This is a genomic window from Streptomyces sp. NPDC058371, assembly GCF_042723265.1.
In the GTDB taxonomy this organism is placed as follows: domain Bacteria; phylum Actinomycetota; class Actinomycetes; order Streptomycetales; family Streptomycetaceae; genus Streptomyces.
The window spans coordinates 390,193-412,337 of record NZ_JBHXJC010000005.1 but is presented as its reverse complement, the minus strand read 5'-3'; the positions used below and the strand labels follow the sequence as shown (position 1 = coordinate 412,337).

At 70.3% G+C, this 22,145-nt stretch carries 17 protein-coding genes and 1 pseudogene; 10 read left to right on the top strand and 8 right to left on the bottom strand.

All coding sequences use genetic code 11. The features are described 5' to 3' along the window. Positions 1-73: 73 nt before the first annotated feature. From ACFWM2_RS19145 to ACFWM2_RS19130, 4 genes are all read left to right on the top strand, one after another. Complete coding sequence (locus ACFWM2_RS19145; protein ID WP_383280775.1) at positions 74-1,114, top strand: hypothetical protein; 1,041 nt, start codon at positions 74-76, stop codon at positions 1,112-1,114. Beyond that, a complete protein-coding gene (locus ACFWM2_RS19140; RefSeq protein ID WP_383280772.1) occupies positions 1,111-2,376 on the top strand; it encodes a sensor histidine kinase in 1,266 nt (421 codons plus the stop codon). The genes ACFWM2_RS19145 and ACFWM2_RS19140 overlap by 4 nt, the downstream gene beginning before the upstream one ends. Beyond that, positions 2,373-3,068 carry a response regulator gene (locus ACFWM2_RS19135; protein ID WP_383280769.1) on the top strand — a complete coding sequence of 232 codons (696 nt, stop codon included), beginning with the start codon at positions 2,373-2,375 and terminating at the stop codon, positions 3,066-3,068. The genes ACFWM2_RS19140 and ACFWM2_RS19135 overlap by 4 nt, the downstream gene beginning before the upstream one ends. Positions 3,069-3,209: 141 nt before the next feature. Then, positions 3,210-4,661, top strand: coding sequence for a peptidoglycan D,D-transpeptidase FtsI family protein (locus ACFWM2_RS19130; RefSeq protein WP_383280766.1), 1,452 nt, complete (start codon positions 3,210-3,212; stop codon positions 4,659-4,661). 108 nt (positions 4,662-4,769) lie between these two features. Here the strand turns inward: ACFWM2_RS19130 and ACFWM2_RS19125 are convergent, their stop codons facing one another. Both ACFWM2_RS19125 and ACFWM2_RS19120 read right to left on the bottom strand, forming a co-directional pair. After that, on the bottom strand, positions 4,770-6,221 hold the full coding sequence (locus ACFWM2_RS19125; RefSeq protein ID WP_383280763.1) for an NCS2 family permease: 1,452 nt from the start codon (positions 6,219-6,221) through the stop codon (positions 4,770-4,772). A gap of 198 nt (positions 6,222-6,419) precedes the next feature. Continuing rightward, positions 6,420-7,214, bottom strand: coding sequence for an HAD family acid phosphatase (locus tag ACFWM2_RS19120; protein WP_383280760.1), 795 nt, complete (start codon positions 7,212-7,214; stop codon positions 6,420-6,422). A 226-nt stretch (positions 7,215-7,440) separates the two neighbouring features. On the opposite strand from ACFWM2_RS19120, the gene ACFWM2_RS19115 reads away from it, so the two are divergent. From ACFWM2_RS19115 to ACFWM2_RS19095, 5 genes are all read left to right on the top strand, one after another. Beyond that, positions 7,441-7,821 (top strand): hypothetical protein, encoded by a 381-nt coding sequence (locus tag ACFWM2_RS19115; RefSeq protein ID WP_383280757.1) that lies wholly within the window; start codon positions 7,441-7,443, stop codon positions 7,819-7,821. Continuing rightward, complete coding sequence (locus ACFWM2_RS19110) at positions 7,811-12,106, top strand: RHS repeat-associated core domain-containing protein (RefSeq protein ID WP_383280754.1); 4,296 nt, start codon at positions 7,811-7,813, stop codon at positions 12,104-12,106. Before ACFWM2_RS19115 ends, ACFWM2_RS19110 begins: the two co-directional genes overlap by 11 nt. A gap of 7 nt (positions 12,107-12,113) precedes the next feature. After that, on the top strand, positions 12,114-12,938 hold the full coding sequence (locus ACFWM2_RS19105) for a hypothetical protein (RefSeq protein WP_383280752.1): 825 nt from the start codon (positions 12,114-12,116) through the stop codon (positions 12,936-12,938). A 213-nt stretch (positions 12,939-13,151) separates the two neighbouring features. After that, positions 13,152-13,469: a hypothetical protein gene (locus ACFWM2_RS19100; RefSeq protein WP_383280749.1), complete on the top strand. Its 318-nt coding sequence runs from the start codon at positions 13,152-13,154 to the stop codon at positions 13,467-13,469. A gap of 347 nt (positions 13,470-13,816) precedes the next feature. Beyond that, positions 13,817-14,128 carry a hypothetical protein gene (locus ACFWM2_RS19095; RefSeq protein ID WP_383280746.1) on the top strand — a complete coding sequence of 104 codons (312 nt, stop codon included), beginning with the start codon at positions 13,817-13,819 and terminating at the stop codon, positions 14,126-14,128. A gap of 32 nt (positions 14,129-14,160) precedes the next feature. Here the strand turns inward: ACFWM2_RS19095 and araD are convergent, their stop codons facing one another. The 4 genes and pseudogenes from araD to ACFWM2_RS19075 all read right to left on the bottom strand — a co-directional run bounded on the left by araD (position 14,161) and on the right by ACFWM2_RS19075 (position 18,387). Continuing rightward, positions 14,161-15,882 (bottom strand): L-arabinonate dehydratase, encoded by a 1,722-nt coding sequence (gene araD, locus ACFWM2_RS19090; protein WP_383280743.1) that lies wholly within the window; start codon positions 15,880-15,882, stop codon positions 14,161-14,163. Next, on the bottom strand, positions 15,879-16,787 hold the full coding sequence (locus ACFWM2_RS19085) for a dihydrodipicolinate synthase family protein (RefSeq protein ID WP_383280740.1): 909 nt from the start codon (positions 16,785-16,787) through the stop codon (positions 15,879-15,881). The genes araD and ACFWM2_RS19085 overlap by 4 nt, the downstream gene beginning before the upstream one ends. A 197-nt stretch (positions 16,788-16,984) precedes the next feature. Further along, positions 16,985-17,620 (bottom strand): annotated as a pseudogene (locus tag ACFWM2_RS19080) (GntR family transcriptional regulator); the annotation flags it as partial. Between the two features lie 179 nt (positions 17,621-17,799). Then, a complete protein-coding gene (locus ACFWM2_RS19075) occupies positions 17,800-18,387 on the bottom strand; it encodes a TIGR03086 family metal-binding protein (protein ID WP_383280737.1) in 588 nt (195 codons plus the stop codon). Positions 18,388-18,620: 233 nt separating this feature from the next. On the opposite strand from ACFWM2_RS19075, the gene ACFWM2_RS19070 reads away from it, so the two are divergent. Beyond that, entirely contained in the window at positions 18,621-19,859 is a 1,239-nt protein-coding gene (locus ACFWM2_RS19070) for an MFS transporter (RefSeq protein WP_383280734.1), read from the top strand. On the opposite strand, the gene ACFWM2_RS19065 is transcribed toward ACFWM2_RS19070, so the two are convergent. Both ACFWM2_RS19065 and ACFWM2_RS19060 read right to left on the bottom strand, forming a co-directional pair. Beyond that, positions 19,793-20,962: a hypothetical protein gene (locus tag ACFWM2_RS19065; protein WP_383280731.1), complete on the bottom strand. Its 1,170-nt coding sequence runs from the start codon at positions 20,960-20,962 to the stop codon at positions 19,793-19,795. The two genes, ACFWM2_RS19070 and ACFWM2_RS19065, sit on opposite strands and share 67 nt — an antisense overlap. 101 nt (positions 20,963-21,063) lie before the next feature. After that, positions 21,064-22,005 carry a 5-dehydro-4-deoxyglucarate dehydratase gene (locus tag ACFWM2_RS19060; RefSeq protein ID WP_383280729.1) on the bottom strand — a complete coding sequence of 314 codons (942 nt, stop codon included), beginning with the start codon at positions 22,003-22,005 and terminating at the stop codon, positions 21,064-21,066. Between the last annotated feature and the right edge of the window lie 140 nt (positions 22,006-22,145).

Genomic DNA, 22,145 nt, shown 5'->3' with positions numbered 1-22,145 from the left:
TCCCCCGTCCGGCGGAGGCGGATCGTCGGCGGGCACGAGGCGGAGGGTGGCCGCGTCACGGGAACGTGGAGGCATGACGCAGACATCCGCTCCCGCGCTCTCCCCGGCATCCGAGCCCTCCTGGAGCAGCAGGCCAGGCCGGACGCGCCGGGTGCTCCGTACCGTCGCGGTCGTCTCCACCCTGCCGTACCTCTCCCTCAAGATCGCCTGGGTGGCCGGGAGTCACCTGGGCATCCCCGAGGGCAGCTCGCTGCTCGCGCACCGGTCGAGCACGGCGGTGGCCAACAGCCTGACGGTCCTGATGGACGCTGCCGTCATCGTGCTGGCGCTGCTGCTGACCCGGCCCTGGGGCCGACGGGTGCCGGCCTGGCTCCTGGCGTTCCCGATGTGGGTCGCCACCGGCCTGCTCGCGCCGATCATGACGGGGGTTCCGCTGCAACTGGTCGTCCAGGTGCTCGGCGGATCCGTGAACAAGGCCTCGGACACCGGCCGCGAGCCGTTCCTCGACGAGTGGGTGTTCGGCGTCGTCTACACGGGGTTCATCGTGCAGGGCCTCGCCCTGGGCACGCTGTTCGTGCTGTATGCACGCGACCGCTGGGGACACCTGTGGCGCGGGCGGGTCGGGGAACTGCCCGCGAGCGCTGTGGGATCGGCCCAACGGGCCGCCGCCGTAGCCGCGGCCGTCGTCGCCCTGCTGCCGCTCACCCTGCATCTGCTGTGGGCCTGCGGGAGCACTGCCGGCCTCAACGCCGGCCGCGCCACCGACCGGACCGGCGACTTCTACGTACTCGAGACCCTGGACGTCCTCTTCCTGCTGTCCGCCGTCGCCGGCGCCTGGATCATCGCCTTCCGCAGTGGCCGCCGACTGCCCACGCGGCTGCCGCTGGCGCTCGCCTGGGTCGGTTCCGGGGCCACGGCCTGCTGGGGCGGCTGGCTGTCGCTGGCGAGCCTGGGCGGGGTGGACGACCTCGCCAAGCGTCCGACGGAGCTGATGAACCTCACCTACGCTGGACAGATGATCGTCGGCATCCTGGTGATCGGCATCAGTGCCTACTTCCTCGCGGAGGCATCCGGTCGTGTGCGGCGGCCGGGCCCCAAGAAGCGGCCCGCGTGAGCGAGTTCGCCCGGTTCCTGTTCGGACGGCGGGCGCGCCTGCGGTGGATCCATCTGATCCTCGGCGGCGCGCTCGCGATGCCGTACGTCCTAGTCGGGTCGGTCATCGTCGGACCGGTGACGGGGTCGACAGACGCCTTCGGCTCGTTCCCCGTCCAACTGGCCTCCTTCGCCCTGGGGTTGCCCCTCGCGGCGGTCACCGCGCTCTTCCCGCTGACCCGGCCCATGTCGGTGGCCGCCGTACACGCGCTGTGCGGTGTCGAGCACGACCGGCTCGCCGACGGGCCCGCGCGCACCCGGGCGGCCCGGCAGCGCACCGCCGCCTGGTTCACCTTGCATCTGGGCTTCGGCGGGATCATCGCCGGAATGTCGCTCGCCGTACCGCCGTTCGCGGCCGTGCTCATCGCGCTGCCCGTGGTGGCCGAGTTGCGCGACTCACGGCTCGGTCTGCCCGAAGTCCTCGACCACACCTGGACGTTGGCGCTCTCGCCGGTCGCCGGGGTCGCCATGCTGATCGCGCTGGCGGCCTGCGCGGCGGGCTGTGGCCGGCTGCTGGCGCGGTGGGCGCCCGCGCTGCTCGGGCCCACGCCCGAGGACCGGCTCGCGTCGGCCGAGCGCCGCGCCGCCGATCTCGCCGTACGCAACCGGCTCGCACGTGAACTGCACGACTCGGTCGGCCACGCGCTCAGCGCGGTCACCCTCCAGGCGAGCGCGGCCCGCCGGGTCCTCGACACCGACCCGGACTTCGTCCGCGAGGCCCTCGCCGCGATCGAGGAGACCACCCGCCGTACGGTGGGCGAACTGGACGCGGTGCTGGGGGTGTTGCGGGAGGGCGACACCTCGGACGGGCCCGGCCGTACCACCGCCCCGGCCCCCACTCTCGCCGCCGACCTCGACGGCCTCCTGCACCGTACCCGGGCCGCCGGTCTCCCCGTCACCGCGACCGTCGAGGTGGACCCCGATGCGCTGCCCGCGCTGGTGTCCCGGGAGGCGTACCGCATCGTGCAGGAGGCACTGAGCAACGCCCTCAAGCACACCGGCCCGCGCACGCCCCTGACGCTGCGGATCGTACGGAACGGCGACGAGCTGGAGATCACCACCGAGAACCCGGCCACCGGCGCCCCGGTCTGCCGCCCCGGCGGCGGCCACGGGCTGCGCGGCGTCGCCGACCGCGCGCGGCTGCTGGGCGGCACGACCGAGGCCGGCCCCGTGGACGGGGTGTGGCGCCTGCGCGTACGACTTCCCCTGGAGGCTTCCGCATGACCAGTTCCCCCGCCGGCACCCCGGAGCAGGGCGCCGCACCCCTGCGTATCGTCCTCGCCGACGACGAGCGCATGGTGCGTACCGCCCTGCGCGTGATCCTGTCCGCAGAGCCGGATCTGGAGGTCGTCGGTGAGGCGGCGACCGGCGCCGAGGCGGTGTCCGTCGTCCGGGAGCTGAGACCGGACGTGGTCCTCATGGACGTACGGATGCCGGACATCGACGGGATCCGCGCCACCGAGCAGATCCTGGCCACGCTCACCGATCCCCCGCGGATCGTCGTGGTGACCACCTTCGAGAACGACTCCTATGTGTACGAGGCGCTGCGCGCCGGCGCCTCCGGGTTCCTGCTCAAGCGGGCCGAGGCGGAGGCGCTCGTGGGGGCCGTTCGGCTGGTCGCGCGCAGCGACAGCCTGCTCTTCCCGTCGGCGGTGCGGGCGCTGGCCGCCGAACACGCGCGCCGCTCCCGGCCCCAGGCCCCGCCCTGGGTGGCGAGGCTCACGGAACGCGAGAGCGAGGTGCTGCGGCTGATGGCCACCGGTCTCACCAACGCCGAGATCGCCGCACGCATGGGCGTCGGGCCCGCGACGGTGAAGAGCCATGTGGCGGGCGTGCTCGCGAAGACCGGCACCCGGGACCGGACGCAGGCGGTGATCGCCGCCTACGAGGCGGGCTTCGTGCGGGACGGCGGCTGAGCCCGCCCCGCGCACCCGGGTTCCGTGAGGGTCCCGCGGTCCCTGTCTCCATGGAGGAGAGCTCCCCGCTCCATGAACGAGAGATGAGAAATCCGGGCGGAAGGGAACGATTCGCGCCGGCCCGCTCGTCCTCAGAGCGGGATGAACAAGACGATCAGGCGTGCCGCCGTCTTCACACTGCTGCTGGTGCTCAGCCTGCTGATCAGGGCGACCTGGGTGCAGTTCTACGACGGGAAGGCACTGGCGGACAACAAGGACAACCGACGGAACGCGATCGAGCAGTACGCGAACCCGCTCGGGAACATCATCGTGGCCGGTGACGCCGTCACCGGTTCCGCGCAGACGAAGGGCGGCGACCTCAAGTACAAGCGCACGTACACGGACGGCAGTCTGTACGCGGCAGTCACGGGCTTCAGCTCGCAGGTGTACGGGGCGACGCAGCTGGAGGGCATCTACCAGAACCTCCTCGACGGCACCGACCTCCAGCTGAAGAACCCACTCGACACCCTCACCAACAAGCGCGCCACCCCGGGTGACGTCGTCACGACCATCGACCCGGGTGTGCAGAAGGCCGCGTTCGACGCGCTGGGGGACAAGAAGGGCGCGGCCGTCGCGATCGACCCGAAGACCGGCAAGATCCTCGCGGTCGTGTCCACGCCGTCGTACGACCCGGGGCAGCTCAGTGCCGGCGACAACAACGCCTGGACGAAGCTGACCAAGGACGCGGACAAACCGATGACGAACCGGGCCCTGCGCCAGCCGCTGCCGCCCGGGTCGACGTTCAAGCTGGTCGTCGCGGCCGCCGCCCTGGAGGACGGCCTGTACCCGGACGTGGACGCGAAGACGGACAGCCCGAACCCGTACACCCTGCCGAACACGACCACCGACCTGAAGAACGAGAGCGCGTCCGCGCCGTGCGAGAACGCCTCGATCCGGGTCGCCCTGCAGTACTCGTGCAACACCGTCTTCGCGAAGATGGCCGTCGACCTGGGCCAGGACAAGCTGCGGGCCACGGCCGAGAAGTTCGGGTTCAACGACAAGTCGCAGGACGTGCCGGTGCGGGCGTACCCGAGTGTCTATCCGTCGGACATGGACAAGTCGTCCACGGCGCTCACCGGTATCGGGCAGTTCGATGTGACCGCGACGCCGCTCCAGATGGCCATGGTGTCGGCCGCCATAGCCAACGACGGCAAGCTGGTTTCGCCCCATATGGTGTCGCAGACCAGTGACTCCGGCGGCAATGTGCTGAAGAACTACGACGACAGCACGGAGACGAAGGAGATCGTGAGTTCGTCCACGGCCCGCCAGCTCCAGTCCGCCATGCAGACGGTCATCACGGACGGCACGGGCACGAACGCCCGGATCTCCGGCGCGACCGTCGGCGGCAAGACCGGCACGGCGCAGCACGGCGAGAACAACAGCAAGACGCCGTACGCCTGGTTCACGTCGTACGCGAAGTCCGACTCCACGGACAAGGAGGTCGCCGTCGCGGTCATGGTCGAGCAGTCCGACGCGGCCCGCTCGGAGGTCAGCGGCAACGGCCTGGCCGCGCCTGTCGCCAAGGCGATGATGCGGGCGGCGCTGAGCAACTGAGCGGCGCCGGCCGTCCGTCGGCTGCGCGCCGTACGTGGCCGATCGCGGAGGGACCGCGTCCTCGCCGGGGCGCGGGCCCTGCGCAACCTGCTTCGCCGCCGGCGCCTGCTACTTCACGCCCAGGACCTGCTCGATCGGGTCGATCGCGAAGTACACCAGGAACATCGCCGACGCACCCCACAGCAGCCAGTGGATCTCCCTCGCCCTGCCGAGGACCGTCATGATCACGACGTAGGCGAGGAAGCCCGCGCCGATGCCATTGGTGATCGAATACGTGAACGGCATCACGGCGACAGTGAGGAACGCGGGGATCGCGATCTCGTAGCGGTCCCAGTCGATGTGCTTGACCTGGGTCATCATCAGGAAGCCGACGGCGACCAGGGCGGGCGCGGCGGCCTGGAGCGGGACGATGGTCAGCAGCGGGGTCAGAAAGAGCGCGAGCGCGAACAGCCCGCCGGTGACCAGGTTCGAGAAGCCCGTGCGTGAGCCCTCGCCGACACCGGCCGCCGACTCGATGTACGAGGTCGACGAGGAGGCGGAGGCCGCGCCGCCCGCGACCGCCGCCACGCCGTCGATGAGCAGCACGCGGCCGAGACCCGGCACCCTGCCCCCCTCGTCGAGCAGCCCCGCCTCGGCGCTGATGCCGACGACGGTGCCCATGGTGTCGAAGAAGTCGGAGAGGATCAGCGTGAAGATCAGCAGGACGACCGTGATGGCACTGGTCTGGCCGAAGGCGCCGAACAGGCTGAAGTGACCGAGCAGCCCGAAGTCCGGCGAGGCCACCACGTCGTCCGGGACCTTCGGTGTGGTCAGGCCCCAACTCTTGATGTCCGCCACCGAGTTGATGACGATCGCCACGATCGTCATGGTCACGATGCTGATCAGGATCGCGCCCTTGGCCTTGCGCGCGAGCAGGCCGATGGTCAGCAGCACCCCGAGACAGAAGACGAGGACCGGCCAGCCGGACAGCGTGCCCGTGCCGCCGAGCTGCACCGGCACGGTGGTGTTCGCGGCGTCCGGGATCCGACTGGCGAACCCGGCGTCGACGAAGCCGATGAAGGCGATGAACAGGCCGATGCCGACGCTGATCGCCTGTTTCAGCGGCTGCGGGATCGCCTGCATGACGGCCTCGCGCAGTCCCGTCACCACCAGCACACAGATGAGCAGGCCTTCGAGGACGATCAGGCCCATCGCGTCGTCCCAGCTCATCAGCGGGGCGATCTGGAAGGCGACGACCGCGTTGAGGCCGAGGCCCGCGGCGAGCGCGAGCGGGAGGTTGCCGCCGACGCCCATGATGACCGTCATGACCGCGGCCACCAGGGCGGTGGCGGTGGTCAGTTGGACGGTGTCGAGCTGGTGGCCGAACTTGTCCTTGGCACTGCCCAGAATGATGGGATTCAGGACAAGGATGTACGCCATGGTGAAGAACGTGGCGAAGCCGCCGCGTATCTCCCTGCCGAAGGTGGAGCCCCGGGCGGAGATCTTGAAGAACCGGTCGATGCTGTTCGCCGCGGGTGGCGGGGCACTTGGCCGGTCGGCCACCTTCTGCGGTTCGGACATGGCGATGCTCCTCGGACCTGGACGCCGGGTGGGCGGATGCTGGCTGGATTGTTCCCGTGCCGCACCGGTTTCAGGTTTTCTCCGTGTTACGGAATCAAGATCGGCTGCCCGGATGCCGTGCCGTCCTGAGCCCCGCACACGTCCATCGACATGCGGACGGGCCGGTCCGCCCCGTGCGGACCGACCCATGACCACCGGCTAGCTCACGTAGTACGTGGGGTTCGGGAGCTTGTACGTCTTGTCGGCGTAGCCCCCTTCGAGGTCGGAGTACTGGTCGCCGAAGTTGGCGACGATCTCGTACCCGAGGGACTCGATGTGCTTGCGGGTACCGGACTTGTACTGCACGGTCGTGCAGGTCCAGGCGGCGGCCGTGGCGCAGGCGCTCAGATACGCCGGCGGGTTGGCCGCGTCCTTGAGGAACACGTGGTCGGCGTCGAGGTTGATGTCGGCGCCGACCTTCTTCAGGTTCTCGACAGCGGCGGAGCGCTGCGACTCCTTGAGACCGGAGTTGTAGAAGACCTCGACACCCTTGGACTCGGCGTACGCGACGAGTTCGGGGGTGCCGAAGACGGCCGGACGGTCCGCCTTGGCCACGTACTCGGCCCAAGTGGTGGAGTTGTACGTGTAGTTGGTCTTCTTCTCGTAGTCGAGGGAGAGCAGCAGCGTGTCGTCGATGTCGAAGACGACCGCCGGCTTCTCGTGCCGGTGCTCGGCCTGGGCGGCCGCGCGCTTGATGTACTTCTTGGCATCGGCTTCGATGCGCGCCAGGTCCTTGGCGTACGGGCTGTCCTTGGACGCCTGGTACACGCCGGAGCTGTCGGCCTTCGTGCCGTAGTAGGAGTCGATCTCCTGGACGAGGAGCCCGATGTTGTGGGGCTCCGCCGTCGTCTTCGCCGTCGTCTGGCCGGCGGTGGCCGCGCCGGTGCCGTACAGGGCGACGCCGGCGATGGCACAGGCGGTGCCGACGGCGGCCGCTCTGAGGGACTTCCGCATGGATTCTCCGGATCTGGGGTGAGTTGGGTACCAAGTCGTTCCGTACCAGGCCAGGGAATGTCTACGCGCATCACGCACTCTCGCGCGAGAGGCTTTATCCGATCGATACGCGATCCAGGGACCGGCCAACCGCCCCCGCATTGCCCGCCCATGAGCCCGGGATGACCTCCCCTTTAACCGCCTCCCCTAGGGTCGTGGCTCGTGTGTTCGAACGGGGAGGCGGGCCATGGGTGACGGCAGCGACGACGGCAAGGTCCTGGACATCAAGACCGCCGACCTGAAGCGGTCGGCACCGGACTTCCACGAAGGCGCCAAGAACCTGAGCACGGCACTCACCACGCTCGTCACCACCCTGGACAACCTGGGCAAGCCCTGGGGCGACGACGAACAGGGCAAGCAGTTCGGCACGTCGTACTCGCCGCTCCAGAAGAAGATCGAGAGCGCGGCGGGCACGCTCGTGCTCGGCCTCACGAGCATTCATGAGGCGATGGTCGACATGGCGGACGGGCACGTGGACAACGACCAGTTGATCGCCGGGATGTTCACCGAGGTGAAGGTCGACGGCAAGAGCGGCGACAAGCAGAGCGACGGTGCCGGTGAGCGTTGAGGACGAGGCCAAGAAGATCCTGCTGAAGCTGGGTCTGTGGTGGCCGGACGCCGACGCCGACAAGCTGCGGGAAGCGGCGACGGCGTGGCGGACCTTCGCCGGTTCGGTCGACGACGTACGGGCTCCCGTGCACCGCTCCGCCTCCTCGATCATCCACCACAACTCCGGTGAATCGATCGAGGCGTTCGAGAAATTCTGGAACCGCTACGCCAAGGGCAAGGACAGCGGCTGGCTGAGCGACCTCGCCGACTCGGCCCGCGAAATGGCCAAGGCGCTGGAGAAGTTCGCCGACGCGATCGATGACGCCGTCCACAAGCTCTGGACGCAGATAGCCATCGACGCCGCGGTGATCGCGGGCGGAGTGGCACTGGCCTTCTTCACGGCAGGCCTCGCCTCCGGCGCCGCCGTCGCGGCCGCCGACGTCATCATCGAACTCGGAGCCGGCCTGGGCGTCGCCGTCTCCACCACCGTCGCCGAGATAGCGGCCGGCACCCTCGTCGCCGCGGCCTTCGGCGGGGTCGAGTCGGTCACCGTCGACCTCGCGGTGGCCCAGCCGTTGAAGATGGTCACCGGCCTGCAGCAGGGCCTGAGTCTGGACGAGATCAACCAAGCCGCCAAGGACGGCATGATCTTCGGCGGCGCCCTCGGCGCAGGCAGCGGAGTGGTCAAGGCAGGCGTGGAAGGCGCGTTCAGCGACACGGTCCCGCTCATGCTGCGGCCGCCGTCGCTCCGCCCCGACCTGGTGGAACTGGGCCCGGCGGCCCGCAATGCCGAGCGCACTCCGTGCGTGGGCGAGCCGATCGACGTGGCGACCGGCGCCATGCTGATGACGCAGACGGACCTGGCCCTGCCCGCTTCCCTTCCGCTCCTCTTCCAGCGCACCCACCTGTCCTCCTACCGGGGCGGTGTCTGCTTCGGTCCCACCTGGATCTCGACACTCGACGAGTGCGTGCAGATCGACGGCGAAGGCGTCGTCTTCGCGGCGGCGGACGGAATGCGGCTCGTCTATCCGGTGCCGGAACCGGACGTGGCCATACTCCCCGTGACGGGCGCCCGCTGGCCCCTGCACTGGGACGGCAAGCCGGACGGCGTCATGACGATCACCGACCCCGGCTCCGGTGTCGTACGCACCTTCAGCACGCCCTTCTCCTCGGGCTCGTTCGGTGTCGTCCACCTCCCACTGGACTCCTGGAGCGACCGCAACGGCGCCCGGATCGACATCGAACGCGACGACGAAGGGGTGCCGTTCGGCATCCGGCACTCGGGCGGCTACTACGTGGCCGTCGACACGCAGGGCCCGCGCATCACGGCCCTGCGCCTCCTCGACGAGGCTCCCTCCCGCTACGGCCCGGGGGGCCCGCTCGGGAACGGCACCGTCGTCATGCGCTACGCCTACGACACCTCCGGCAACCTCACCGAGGTCATCAACTCCTCTGACGAGCCACTGCGTTTCACGTACGACGGCCAGGGCCGGATGACCCGCTGGACGGACCGGAACGGGACGTGGTTCTCGTACATCTACGACGAGCGCGGCCGGGTCGTACGTACCGAGGGCGTCGACGGCATCCTGTCGGGCACGCTGACGTACGACGACGGGATGTCCACGACGACGTACACCGATTCGCTCGGCCGCGTCTCCAGCCACCGCTACAACTCCGCGGGTCTGGTCGTCGAGGAGACGGACCCGCTGGGGCACACCACGAGCACCGAGTGGGACGAGCACGGTGCCAAACCCCTCGCCGTCACCGATCCACTGGACCGCACCACTCGCTACGCCTATGACGACGCCGGGAACCTGACGGAAGTCACCCTGCCGGACGGGTCGGTGGCGCGGGCGACGTACAACGGGCTCGGGCTGCCGACCGAGGTGGCCGAGCCGGGTGGAGCCGTCTGGCGGCACTCCTATGACGAGCGCGGCAATCTGCTCACGACAGTCGCCCCGACCGGCGCCGAAACCCGTTACGCATACGACGAGTCGGGCCGTCCGACATCTGTCACGGACGCGCTCGGCCACACCCGCATGACGGCCTTCGACGCGGCCGGACTGCCCGTCGCCCTGACCGACGAACTGGGCCACACGACGTCGGTGCGCCGAGATGCATTCGGCCGCGTCGTAAAGGCCACCGACCCACTGGGCCACACGACCAGGATGGGCTGGACAGCCGAGGGCAAGCCCGCCTGGCGCGAGCAGGCCGACGGCACGCGCGAATCCTGGACCTGGGACGCCGAGGGCAACCTCCTCACCCACACCGACCCGGCTGGCAACACCACGCACCACACCGCCGCCCCCTTCGATGTCACCGCCACCCGCACCGACCCGGACGGCACCACCTACGCCTTCGCCTACGACACCGAGCTGCGTCTGACAGGCGTCACCAACCCGCTGGGCCTGACCTGGTCGTATGCCTATGACGAGGCCGGGCGGCTGATCGCGGAGACGGACTTCAACGGCCGCACGCTGTCGTATACGCATGACGCGGCCGGGGGGCTGGTATCCCGGACCAACGGCGCTGGCGAGACGCTGCACTTCACGCGGGACACGCTGGGGCGGGTTGTGGAGCAGCGGAGTGACGCGGAAGAGGTGACCACCTACGCATACGACGCCGGCGGACGCCTGGCACGCGCCATCGGCGCGCACGCCGACCTGGTCCTCGAGCGGGACGTGCTGGGACGTACCCTCGCGGAGAGTATCAACGGGCGCACCACCACCTATGCGTACGACTCGCTCGGCCAGTGCACGCGGCGGACGACGCCCTCCGGGCTGACCTCACGTACGACGTACGACGCACGGGGTCGAGCGACCGAACTCCGTTCCGACGCGGGATCGTTGACCTTCTCCTACGACGCGGTGGGGCGCGAGATCCGGCGCCGTGTGAGTGACGGGGTCACCCTCGCCCAGAGCTGGGACGCGACCGACCGCCTCGTCGTGCAGTCCCTGACCTCGACGTCCGCCGGAGCGGAAGACGACCGCCTCCTCCAGCACCGCAGCTATGCCCATCGCGCCGACGGCTACGTCACCGAGATCCGCGAACTCACCTCGGGCACCCGGCGCTTCGACCTGGACGGCACGGGCCGCGTCACCGGCGTACGTGCCCACGGCTGGACCGAGACCTACGCCTACGACGCGTCGGGCAACCTCACGAACGCCTCCGCTCCGGCCCTTCGCACACCCGGTGATCGCGAGTTCGAGGGGACGCTCCTGCGCCGTGCCGGCCATACAACGTACGAGCACGACGCCGAGGGGCGCCTCGTCCGCCGGGCTCGCAAACTCCTCAACGGGAAGCGTCAGACATGGACGTATGCCTGGAACGCCGATGACCGGCTGACGGAGGTTGTCACGCCGGACGGCCACCGCTGGCAATACACGTACGACCCCCTCGGCCGCCGCATGTCCAAGTACCGGCTGGCCGAGGACGGTTCGGCCGCCGACCGGACCGACTTCACCTGGGACGACACCCGCCTGGCCGAACAGGCCGGACCGGACGGCCGGGTCACCACCTGGGAGTACGCTCCCGGCAGCCACCGCCCCCTCACACAGACGGACCACAGGCCGGCGGTCCGCGCTGCAGGTACCTCATTCCTCGCCCAACTGGCCGCGGAAACGGCCACGGAGTCCGATTTCCGCTTCCACGCGATCATCACCGATGCCGTGGGTACACCAGCCGAACTGGTTGACGCTGACGGGGATGTGGCCTGGCAGCGCCGGACCAGCCTCTGGGGCAACGACACCCCGGGCCCTGCGCACGACACGGAGTCCGTGTCGTGCCCACTCCGCTTTCCAGGCCAGTACGCCGACCACGAAACCGGGCTGCATTACAACTACTTCCGCTACTACGACCCGGAGACGGGCCGGTACCTGACCTCCGATCCCCTCGGCTTGGAGCCGGCACCCAATCCCGACTCGTATGTTGACAACCCCCTGTCCTGGACGGACCCGCTGGGGCTCGCGCCCTGTGCCAAGGCGCAGTGGGAGCAGAAGGCCGACTTCAGCAGTCAGAAAGTGATGAGTAAGAAGTACGACAGCCACGCGGGTGACTTCGGAGTCACCGGAAACCGGAACAAACAGACGATGGGGCAATTCCAGCAGAACATGCGAAACCACATACTCGCGCCTGACACCAAGGTCTACCGGTTCGACTACCGAGGTCAGGGGCCGGCTGTCGGGTTCATCGATCCTGCGACGAAGAAGATGGTCATGCTTCACAGCGACGGTAAGTTCTGGTCGGCCTGGAAACTGGGCGACAAACAGTTCCAGAGCATTATCGACAAGGGCTTCCTGACGTAGAGGTGCAATGGTGAGCAAGAAGAACCGTGATGTGACCGACGCGGTCCTGTCGCCCTCCGGCGACTTCAGGAGTGACTGGCTGAGGTCGACCGGCGCGACGCACATGGCCCCCCTCCCCTCCCATACGGGGCTTAGTCGCATCATCGCCCAGCGTGCGGTAGCAGGCGCCCGGGAGTCCGGTGCGGAGGGAATCCTCGTGGTCCCGATCGACCCGGGGCTCGGCGATACGACCGCTTCCGAGTCCCTCCTCAGCACGGAGGCCCTTCTCGACCTCGGCAGCCGGCAGGAGGACCGTTCCGGACTGCTGTTGGTCGCCGACAACTTTCGCGGGGCGCTGCTTCTCCGGCCCGGATACGCGCTGGTGGCAGGGACGCAGGAGTTTGTCAGGGGCGCCGTACCCGAAGGGACGGACCAGGCGAAAACAGAATTCCAGAGGTATGCGCGCAAAGCACGGTCCGGGGCAGGGACTACGGCCCTCACCGCCGTGGCCGGCGAGTTCCGTCCCCTCACCAAGACGTGGAAGACCCCGCAGGATGTTCCCGCCACCAGCCATCACGGTCACCAACTGGAGCTCATGCGACAACTGGCTGCCGGCGCGGTCGAAGGTCCCTCGTTCGCCAGACAGTGGCTGGACGAGCGACGGCGCGCGATGAACGCAGGTGAGCGGCTGGGAGACGCGCTCACCACGGCGCTGGACGAGGTCTTCTACGCACTGGAGGACTACAGCATCGACCCCTCGCTCCGGGACGAGGACGACCTGACGGACGAGGAGCTGCGGGACCGGGTGGCCCATGTCATGACGCGGCTGGACAACGAGGAACGGCGACCATGACGCCCACGAGGGACTACTGGCCGAGAACTTCGGAAGCGTCGACTGGTTCCGGACAACGGAAGCTGCGTCATCACCTTCTTCCCGATGGGAAAGAGCAGCGCCCCGTGATCACTGTGCAATTCGCCGTCCGCCCCGGCCAAGGCGCCCCCAGCGGCTTCGACCTGGGGGACATGTTCGTCACCGGGGATCTCGGTACGGCCGATTCCGCCGACCATGCTCCTGACCAACCGCATGATGATCTATCTCTCGGTGACGCAGCTGCTGGACAGTCTCGGTGCATTTCTCTGCGGCAATGCCGGAACGCTGGCCTTCACTGGTGTCGACACCTCCTTCAACCTCGTCTTTCGACGCACCAAGGACGGACTTTCGGTCGCCGGCGAGGACGGAGTCATCGCCCGCACGGCACCTCAAGAACTCGCATCAGCGGTTCTGAGTGCGGCCGAATCCCTGTCCCGCAGGCTCCCCTCCGAAGACCCGGCCGCATCCGGCTACGAGGCCTCCTTGGCGGCATTTCGTCCACTCTTGTCGTGACGCGATCAGAAGGGCGGTCATTGACGTGAGGCCGGGTTGCGTTCGCCCACGTCGAGTCCCCCAAGATCTGCATGGTGCAAGACGGTGACGCGGGTCTCCTCAGCGAGTTGGACTCTCTCCTGGCTCAGCTCGAGACGATGCCCAATGACCCACGCGTCACCGTCATCAAGTACCAACTGACCGACTTCCGCCAGGACTGGTACGGCGTCGGAGACGGCGGAAGCGGAACCGGCGCAGGCGCCTGATGCAGAAAGCCGTCGCCGAGCCCCTCGGCGATCACCGTGCCGGCCTCGGCCCGGAGGTGAAGTGGGATACTCCCGTCGCCGTACCTACGAAAGGATCTGAAGTTGTCTGAAGGGTTCGTCCTCGCCGCTGGGTCGAGCGACACCTCGCCGGTCGTCCTCGCCGTCTTCCTGCTCGGCGGCCTGGCCGCCCTCTGGTGCGGGGTGAACTGGGCGTTCGACGTGCGGGGGATCACCACCCGACGGGCCGAGCGGATTCAGCGCAAGAATGAGCAGGTCTGGGCGACGGCAGGTCGTCTGGGCGGGCCGTCCAACCTTTTCGCGACGCCCGGCTATCTGCGGTTCCTGGGCGCGCTCATGGTGTTCGCCGGCCTCGTCCTGCTCACCGCGACGTACGCCCTGTGGCATCTGGGCTGAGGGCCCCGGGGGGCGAGCCGGAGCTGGGGTGCTCAACCCGCGTAAGGGTCCGGCACCTCGCCCGGTCGGGACAGGAACGCGAAGTCGCAGCCCGTGTCCGCCTGGGTGATCTGCTCGCTGTAGAGCGCCCCGTACCCGCGCTCGTACCGCGCCGGCGGGGGTGTCCACTCCGCTCTACGGCGAGCCAACTCGGCGTCGTCCACGTTGAGTTGGAGCGAGCGAGCCTCGACGTCGAGGGTGATGGTGTCGCCGGTGCGCACCAGCGCGAGGGGGCCGCCGACGTACGACTCCGGCGCCACGTGCAGCACGCAGGTGCCGTAACTCGTGCCGCTCATCCGGGCGTCGGAGATGCGCACCATGTCCCGTACGCCCTGTTTCAACAGGTGATCGGGGAGGGGCAGCATCCCGTACTCGGGCATGCCCGGGCCGCCCTTGGGGCCGGCGTTGCGCAGCACCAGCACGGTGTCGGCGGTGATGCCCAGGCCGGGGTCGTTGATGGTCCGTTGCAGGGTGCGGTAGTCGTCGAAGACGACCGCGGGACCGGTGTGCTTGAGCAGCTGCGGGTCGGCGGCGATGTGCTTGATGACCGCGCCGTCGGGGCAGAGGTTGCCCCGCAGCACGGCGACGCCGCCCTCGTCCGCGACCGGGTTGTCACGGGTGCGGATGACGTCGTCGTTGTGCACCCGGGCGGTCGCCAGCTGCTCACGCATGCTGTCGTACGACGCCGTCGGCCGGTCCAGGTGCAGCAGTTCGGGGATCCGCGACAGGAACCCGGGCAGCCCGCCGGCGAAGTGGAAGTCCTCCATCAGGTAGGGGCCACCGCCGGGCCGGACGTTGGCGAGCACCGGCACGGTCCGCGCGATCCGGTCGAAGTCGTCGAGCGTGAGCGTGACACCGGCGCGGCCGGCCATGGCGATCAGATGGATCACGGCGTTGGTCGAACCGCCCAGGCCGAGGACGGTCGTAACGGCGTCCTCGAAGGCCTCCGCCGTGAGGATGTCGGACAACTTCCGGTCCCTGCGGACGAGTTCGACGATCCGGAGGCCGGAGGCCGCGGCCATCCGGTCGTGCCCGGAGTCGACGGCGGGGATGCTGGACGCGCCGGGCACGGTGACGCCGAGCGCCTCGGCGGCAGCCGTGAGCGTGGACGCCGTACCCATGGTCATGCAGTGTCCGGGCGACCGGGCGAGCCCGCTCTCCAGCTCGGACAACTCGCAGTCCCCGATGAGCCCGGCCCGCTTGTCGTCCCAGTACTTCCACATGTCGGTGCCGGAGCCGAGGACTTCGTTGCGCCAGTGGCCGGGCAGCATGGGGCCGGCGGGCACGAAGACGGCCGGCAGGTCGACGGAGGCCGCGCCCATCAGCAGCGCGGGCGTGGACTTGTCGCAGCCGCCCAGCAGCACCGCGCCGTCCAGGGGGTAGGACCGCAGCAGTTCCTCGGTCTCCATCGCGAGCAGGTTGCGGTAGAGCATCGGGGTCGGCTTCTGGAAGGTCTCGCTCAGCGTGGAGACCGGGAACTCGAGCGGGAAGCCCCCGGCCTGCCAGACCCCCCGCTTCACGGCCTGTGCGCGCTCCCGCAGGTGCACATGGCAGGGGTTGATGTCGCTCCACGTGTTCAGGATCGCGATGACGGGCTTGCCGAGGTGCTCCTCGGGCAGATAGCCGAGCTGCCGCGTCCGGGCCCGGTGGCTGAAGGAGCGGAGCCCGTCGGTCCCGTACCACTGATGGCTTCTGAGGTCGTCCGGGCGCTTCATGTCGACCAGCCCGCGGCGAGGGCGGCGACTTCCGCCCGCGCGGACTCGGACAGTGGACTGCTCGGCGGGCGGACGTCACGACGGCACAGCCCGAGGGAGGCGAGGGCCTCCTTGACCACGGTCACGTTGTTGGCGGAGCCGTCGGCCGCCCGCAGTTCCTCGAAACGGCGGATCCGCTCCCAGATCTTCATGGCGGCCGGATAGTCACCGGAGCGCAGCGCTTCGATCATGTCCAGCGAGACGGACGGGGCGACGTTCGCCAGCCCCGAGGTGAATCCGGTGGCGCCCGCGGAGAAGTACGAGGGCGCGTACGACTCCGCGAGTCCGGCGACCCACACGAACCGTTCGAGCCCCGCGTCCCGGGCGAAGGCGGCGAACCGCGCGGCGTCCGGCACGGCGTACTTCACGCCGATGACGTTCGGACAGGCGTCGGCCAGCTCCGCGAGCCGCGCGCCCGGGAGCAGCGGATTGCGGAGGTAGGGGACGACTCCGAGCTCGGGCACGGACGCCGCGATCTCGCGGTGGTAGTCGAGCCAACCGCCGTCCGACACATACGGATGCACGGGCTGATGGACCATCACCAACCGCGCCCCGTGCCGCCGGGCGTGCCGCGCCGAGGCCACGGCGGTCGGCACGTCGTGCCCGATCCCGACCATGACGACCGCCCGGTTCCCCGCCTCTTCCAGCGTCAACTCCGCGACGAGCGACCGCTCTTCGGGAGTCAGGGTGTAGAACTCGCCGGTGTTGCCGTTCGGCGTGAGGGTGCGGACGCCGCCGTCGAGCAGCCGGCGCAGCAGGACCCGGTGGGCGGCGCGGTCGACCGTGCCGTCCTGCGCGAACGGGGTCACGGGGATCGCGACGACCTCCGCGAGCGGCGCCCGCTGGGTCTCGTAGGCCGCGGTCATGGCCGTACCCCGTGTTCCCCGCCCCCGGGGAAACCCGGCCCCTCCGGGAAAGCCCGCGCCTCGCGGCCATCAGGGAACGCCCGCTTCTCCCCGCCCCCGGGGAAAGCCCGCGCCTCCCCACTCTCCGGGAAAGCCCGCGCCTCACGCCCATCAGGGAGCGCCCGCACCTCCCCGCCCCCGGGGAAAGCCCGCGCCTCCCCGCCCTCCGGAAACGCCCGCTCCACGAACGAGGCGATGTGCGCGTGCAGCGCCTCAGCCGCCCCGTCGGCATCACCGTCCAGGGCGAGTCGCAGAATCTGCCGGTGCTCGCCCGCCTCGCGCGCCCAGGAAGGATCGGCGGCCCAGGCGACGGCCGACACCAGGGCGGCCTGGTCGCGGACCTCGTCGAGCATCCGGCCGAGCAGCGGGTTGCCGCAGGACACGTACAGGGCGCGGTGGAACTCGCGGTTGGCGAGGGAGCGTTGGGCGCTGTCGGCCGCCCGGTCGGAGCGGTCGAGCGCGTCGCGGGCCGCGTCCAGGCAGGCTCCGCGGTGCACGGCCCGCCACAGCGCCTCCGGTTCCAGGAGCAGCCGCACGTCGTACACCTCGCGCGCCATGTCCGCGTCCACCATGCGCACACTGACGCCCTTGTACTGGTTCATCACGACCAGTCCCGTACCGGCCAGGGTCTTCAGCGCCTCCCGCACGGGTGTCTTGGACACCCCGAACTGTGCGGCGAGCTCGGTCTCGACGAGGGCCTGCCCCGGCGTCAACTGCCCGGTCAGGATGCGGTGCTTGATCGCCTCCAGCACGAACTGCGTACGGGACGGGATCGGGATGGGCACGGAGGTCATGCACGCCTCTCGGATCTCGCATATCGCGTCTCATATATGACGTACGAAGTACGACGCGATGAACCTAGGAGCGCACCCGCGATTCGTCAACGCTTCCGACAAAAGGGGCCGGCCACTCCGCGGCCCGGCCGCCCGCCCCGCCGACCACCCCGTGCCCCAACGCCGTCCAGCCCGTCCCCCTACACCTTCCAGCCCGGGTCACGTCCACTGAGGCCGATCACGCGGTCCAGCAGGGGCGCGTCCTCCGGTACGGGGACGACCGGTCCGAAGGGGCCGTTGCCACGGTTCGGTTCCTCGGCGACGGCCGCGAGGAACCCGTGCGCCGCCTGGAGGGCGGCCGGATCCGGCTCGTACTCCTGACCGGTGGCCCGGGCCAGGTCCCAGCCGTGCACGACCAGTTCGTCGGCCGCGACGGCGGCGGCGACCGAGCCCGGCAGGAACACCCCGCCGGCCTGCGTCTCGCCGGTGTAGGCCGCCGGATCGCGCCAGGCCTCGGCGAGTTCGTCCAGCGCCTTCGGCAGGGACTCGCGCCAGCCGGACCCGATGTCCGGCACCGCGGAGTCCGGGCTGGTGTCCGTGGTGGGTCCCAGGTTCTTGCGCCCGGCGTCCCGGAAGGCGGTGGCCAGGCCGATCAGATGCCCCAGCAGGTTGCGCACCGCGAGGTCCGGACAAGGGGTCGCGCCTCCGAGCTGCGTCTCGGTCACCCCCGCCGCGAGTCGCGCCACCACCAGGGCCTGCGGGCCGAGGTCGAGAGTCGTGTCAGTCATCCGCTGCTCCTCAGGAGTCCAGAGTTCTTCGCCACTCAGGTAGACCGGCACCGCACACGAAAGTCATCGCCGTCCGTCCGGCTGCTTTGCCGCTGCTGCGGTGAGGGCTGCCGAGGACCCGCCTGGAATGCCCCCGTCCTCACGGTCCGGGGCGCCGACCGCGGTGCCGGCGTCGATTTCTAGGGCACCTGCCCGATCCCCTGGGCAGCGCCTTAGACCCACGATGACCTGCCATGACGACATGGACGGTGACGCGGGTCCTGCGGGACGGCAACGCGGGGTGGTACCTGACCGCGGTGGTGGTGTCCGGCTTCGGCACGTCGGCGATGTGGCTGGTCTCCGGGATCTGGGTCAAGGATCTGACCGGCTCGAACGGTCTGGCCGCGCTCTGCACCTTCGCGCTCTGGGCCCCGACGCTGGTCGGCCCGCTGCTGGGCACGTTCGCGGACCGCGTCCGCCGCAGACCGCTGCTGGTGTGGACGAACCTGGGGCTGGCCGCCCTGCTGCTGCCGCTGTTCGCCGTCGACTCGCCGGACACCCTGTGGATCCTCTTCGCCGCACTCCTCGTGTACGGAGCGGCGGGCGTGGTCCACGACGCGGCGGAGTCGGCCCTGGTGGCCTCGGCGGTCGACACACGGCTGCTCGGCGATTTCAACGGCCTGCGCATGACGGCCAACGAGGGCATGAAGCTGGTCGCCCCGCTCGCCGGCGCGGGCCTGTACGCGGCGTACGGGGGCTCGCGGGTCGCCCTGCTGGACGCGGCCACGTTCGTACTGGCCGCGAGCATGTACGCCCTGCTGCGGGTGCGTGAGACGGCACCCCGCCCGGACCCGGCGGGCCTGCGCGCGCGGATGGCCGAGGGCACCCACCGGCTGTGGCGTCACAAGGCACTGCGGCCGCTGGTCGTCGCGGGCGGCACGACGATGTTCTTCGCGAGCGTCAACGGCGCGGCGATCTACGCGGTGGTGGACGGCCTCGGCCACGCACCCACGTACGTGGGGCTCCTCTACGCGGTCCAGGGCGCCGGTTCGGTGGCCGTCGGCCTGGCCGCGGGGCCCCTGTTGCGCCGCCTGGGCGAACGCCGCTTCGCGGCCTGCGGCATCGCGCTCACCGCCGTGGCGGTGGCTCTGCGCGCGATCCCGTCAGACGCCGTGGCCCTCGTCAGCAGCGCGGCGGCCGGCGTGGGTCTCCCCTGCGTGCTGATCGCCGCCCTGACCGCGGTCCAGCGGGAGACCCCGGACGCCGTGCTGGGCCGGGTCACGGCGACGGCGAACACGCTGATGTTCGCCCCGAACGCGGTCGGACTGGCCCTGGGCGCCGGACTGGTCGAACTGGTCCCGTACCAGGCGCTGGTGCTGGTACTCGGGCCGGCCCTGCTGGTGACCGCCGTGCCGCTGCTGAGGTCTCAGCCGAGCCGGGCGAGCGCCTCCGCCACCAGCGACAGGTCCTCGTCCGACGCCAACCCCGCGTGATACAGCCGCAGTTCGGTGGCACCGAGCCCGGCCGCCCGCGCGGCGTCCGCGCCGAGGGTCGCGGGGCTGCCGCCCATCCCGCTCACCACGGTGAAGTTGGCCGCCAGCACGCTGCCCTCGACGCGCCGCTCCGCGAAGGGTGTCAGCAGTCCCGTCCCTCCGGCGCACGGCACGACCACACCGTCGGCGACCGACAGGATGTGCTCGGGGTCCACGCCCGCGTTGGCGCCGCAGTGGTACGACGCCGGGTCCGCGTGCAGCAGGATCCGGAACCCGTCCGGGGCGGCCGCACGCACCGCGGTGACGGCGTCCGACTGGAGCGAGCGCGCGGCGGAGTCCCGCCACGCGCGCGTGGCCGTCGCCGGCTCGCTCCCGAGGAGTTTCTCCACCGCCTCCCAGCCGCCGGCCGGGGCGTCGCCCCGCCACACGGGCTCCAGGGCGCGCCGCACGGCCGACCTCAACTCGTCCGGGTCCAGCCCATGTTGTGCATAGCCGTCGCGGCACGCGGGGCAGAAGCAGAGCGACATCAGGTACTGCCCGGCGTCCCCGAGCGCCACCCCGGCGGTCTTGTCGTGGGCGTGCAGATGCGCGAGCCCGTACCACCCGAGGGACTCCAGCTCCGTACCCCCGGCGCCCGGCCGCACCGCCGATTCGACGGCCAGATCGACGAGGTACGCGTGCGTGTCGGGCTGGGCGATACACGGGGCCCAGGGATAGCGGTCCCCGTAGGCGTTGACGACGGAGGTGTCCGGAAACTCCTCCCCCATCCGGGAGTTGTGCGCGAGCACGACCCAGGTGTGCACATCGAGGCCGGTCTCCGCGAGGGCGGCGGCGGCCTCACCGTAGGCGTCCCCGGGCGCCCAGTCACCGGCGGCGTACGGCCTGAGCCGGCGCCCGGCCCAGCGCTCGGCGTCGACCGGGTGCAGCACGGCGGCGTGCGAGGCGGTGATGATCCGGTGGCGGGGATGCCGCGGGGTCAGGGCACGGGTGGAGTGGTAGGCGGAGGCGAGCGTGGCCTGCCGCACGCCGAGCGCGGCGATCCGGGCCGGGGCCTCGGGGTCGCCGTTGACGTCCCACGGGTAGACGAAGGCGGACGCCGCCATCCGCCCTCCGGACGACCCGGCGGACCCGGCGGACGATCCGGCCGACCCTGCGGACGCCCCGACCGGCACCGCAGCCGCCCCGGACCGCTCCTCCGGCGCCGTCACAGGCCCTCCTCGAGAAGCGCGTAGCCCCGCTCGAGGAGCTCGGCGAGCTGCTTGATGTGGTCCTCGGTGGGCTCGTGCAGCGGCGGCCGGACCTCACCCACGTCGAGCCCCCGCAGCCGTACACCCGCCTTGACCAGCGAGACGGCATAGCCGCGTCCCTGGGCGCGCAGATCGACGAACGGCCGGTAGAACCCGTCGAGCAGCCGGTTCGCGGTGACGTCGTCGCCTGAGTTCAGCGCCTGGTGGAAGGCGAGCGCGAGCTCCGGCGCGAAGCAGAAGACGGCGGACGAGTACAGCGTGATCCCGATGCCCCGGTAGGCGAGACCGGTGAGCTCGGCGGTCGGCAGGCCGTTGAAGTACAGGAAGTCGCCCGGCACTTCGGACCGCACCGCGCTCACGATCCGCTGCATCAGGTCCAGATCGCCCAGCCCGTCCTTGAACCCGATGATCCCCTCGGTGCGCGCCAGCTCGACCACCGACTCGGGGGTGAACACCGCGTTGTCCCGCTGGTACACGATGACGTCGAGCGAGGTGGCGCCCGCCAGCTCGGCGTAGTGCCGCAGCAGCCCCTCCTGCCCGGCCACCACGAGATACGGCGGCATGGCGAGCAGCCCGTCGGCCCCCGCGCCCTCGGCGAGCCGCGCGTAGCGCACGGCGAGCGCGGTCCCGTACCCGGCGCCGGCGATCACCGGAACCCGTCCCGCCGTCTCCTCCACGGCCGCGCGCACGCACGCCTCGAACTCCTCGGGCGTGAGCGCGTGGAACTCCCCGGTGCCGCAGCACGCGAAGACCGCCGCGGCCCCGGCCTGGACGCCACGGCGCACATGCTCCCGGTACACATCGAGATCGACGGAGCCGTCGGGACCGTACGCGGTGACGGGAAAGAACAACGGCCCGCTGGGGGTACGCAGTCGAGCGGCGAGGGGGGCTGACGTCACGGGCTCTCCCTGAACAGGCACGGCGTGCGGCGCGCCGCGCCGTCACCGGCGCTCGCGCACACCATCACGGTGCACGTTTCTGATCCACGTCTATATTTCTGAACGCGTCCACGCTAAGCCGCGACCTTGGGGCCGGTCAA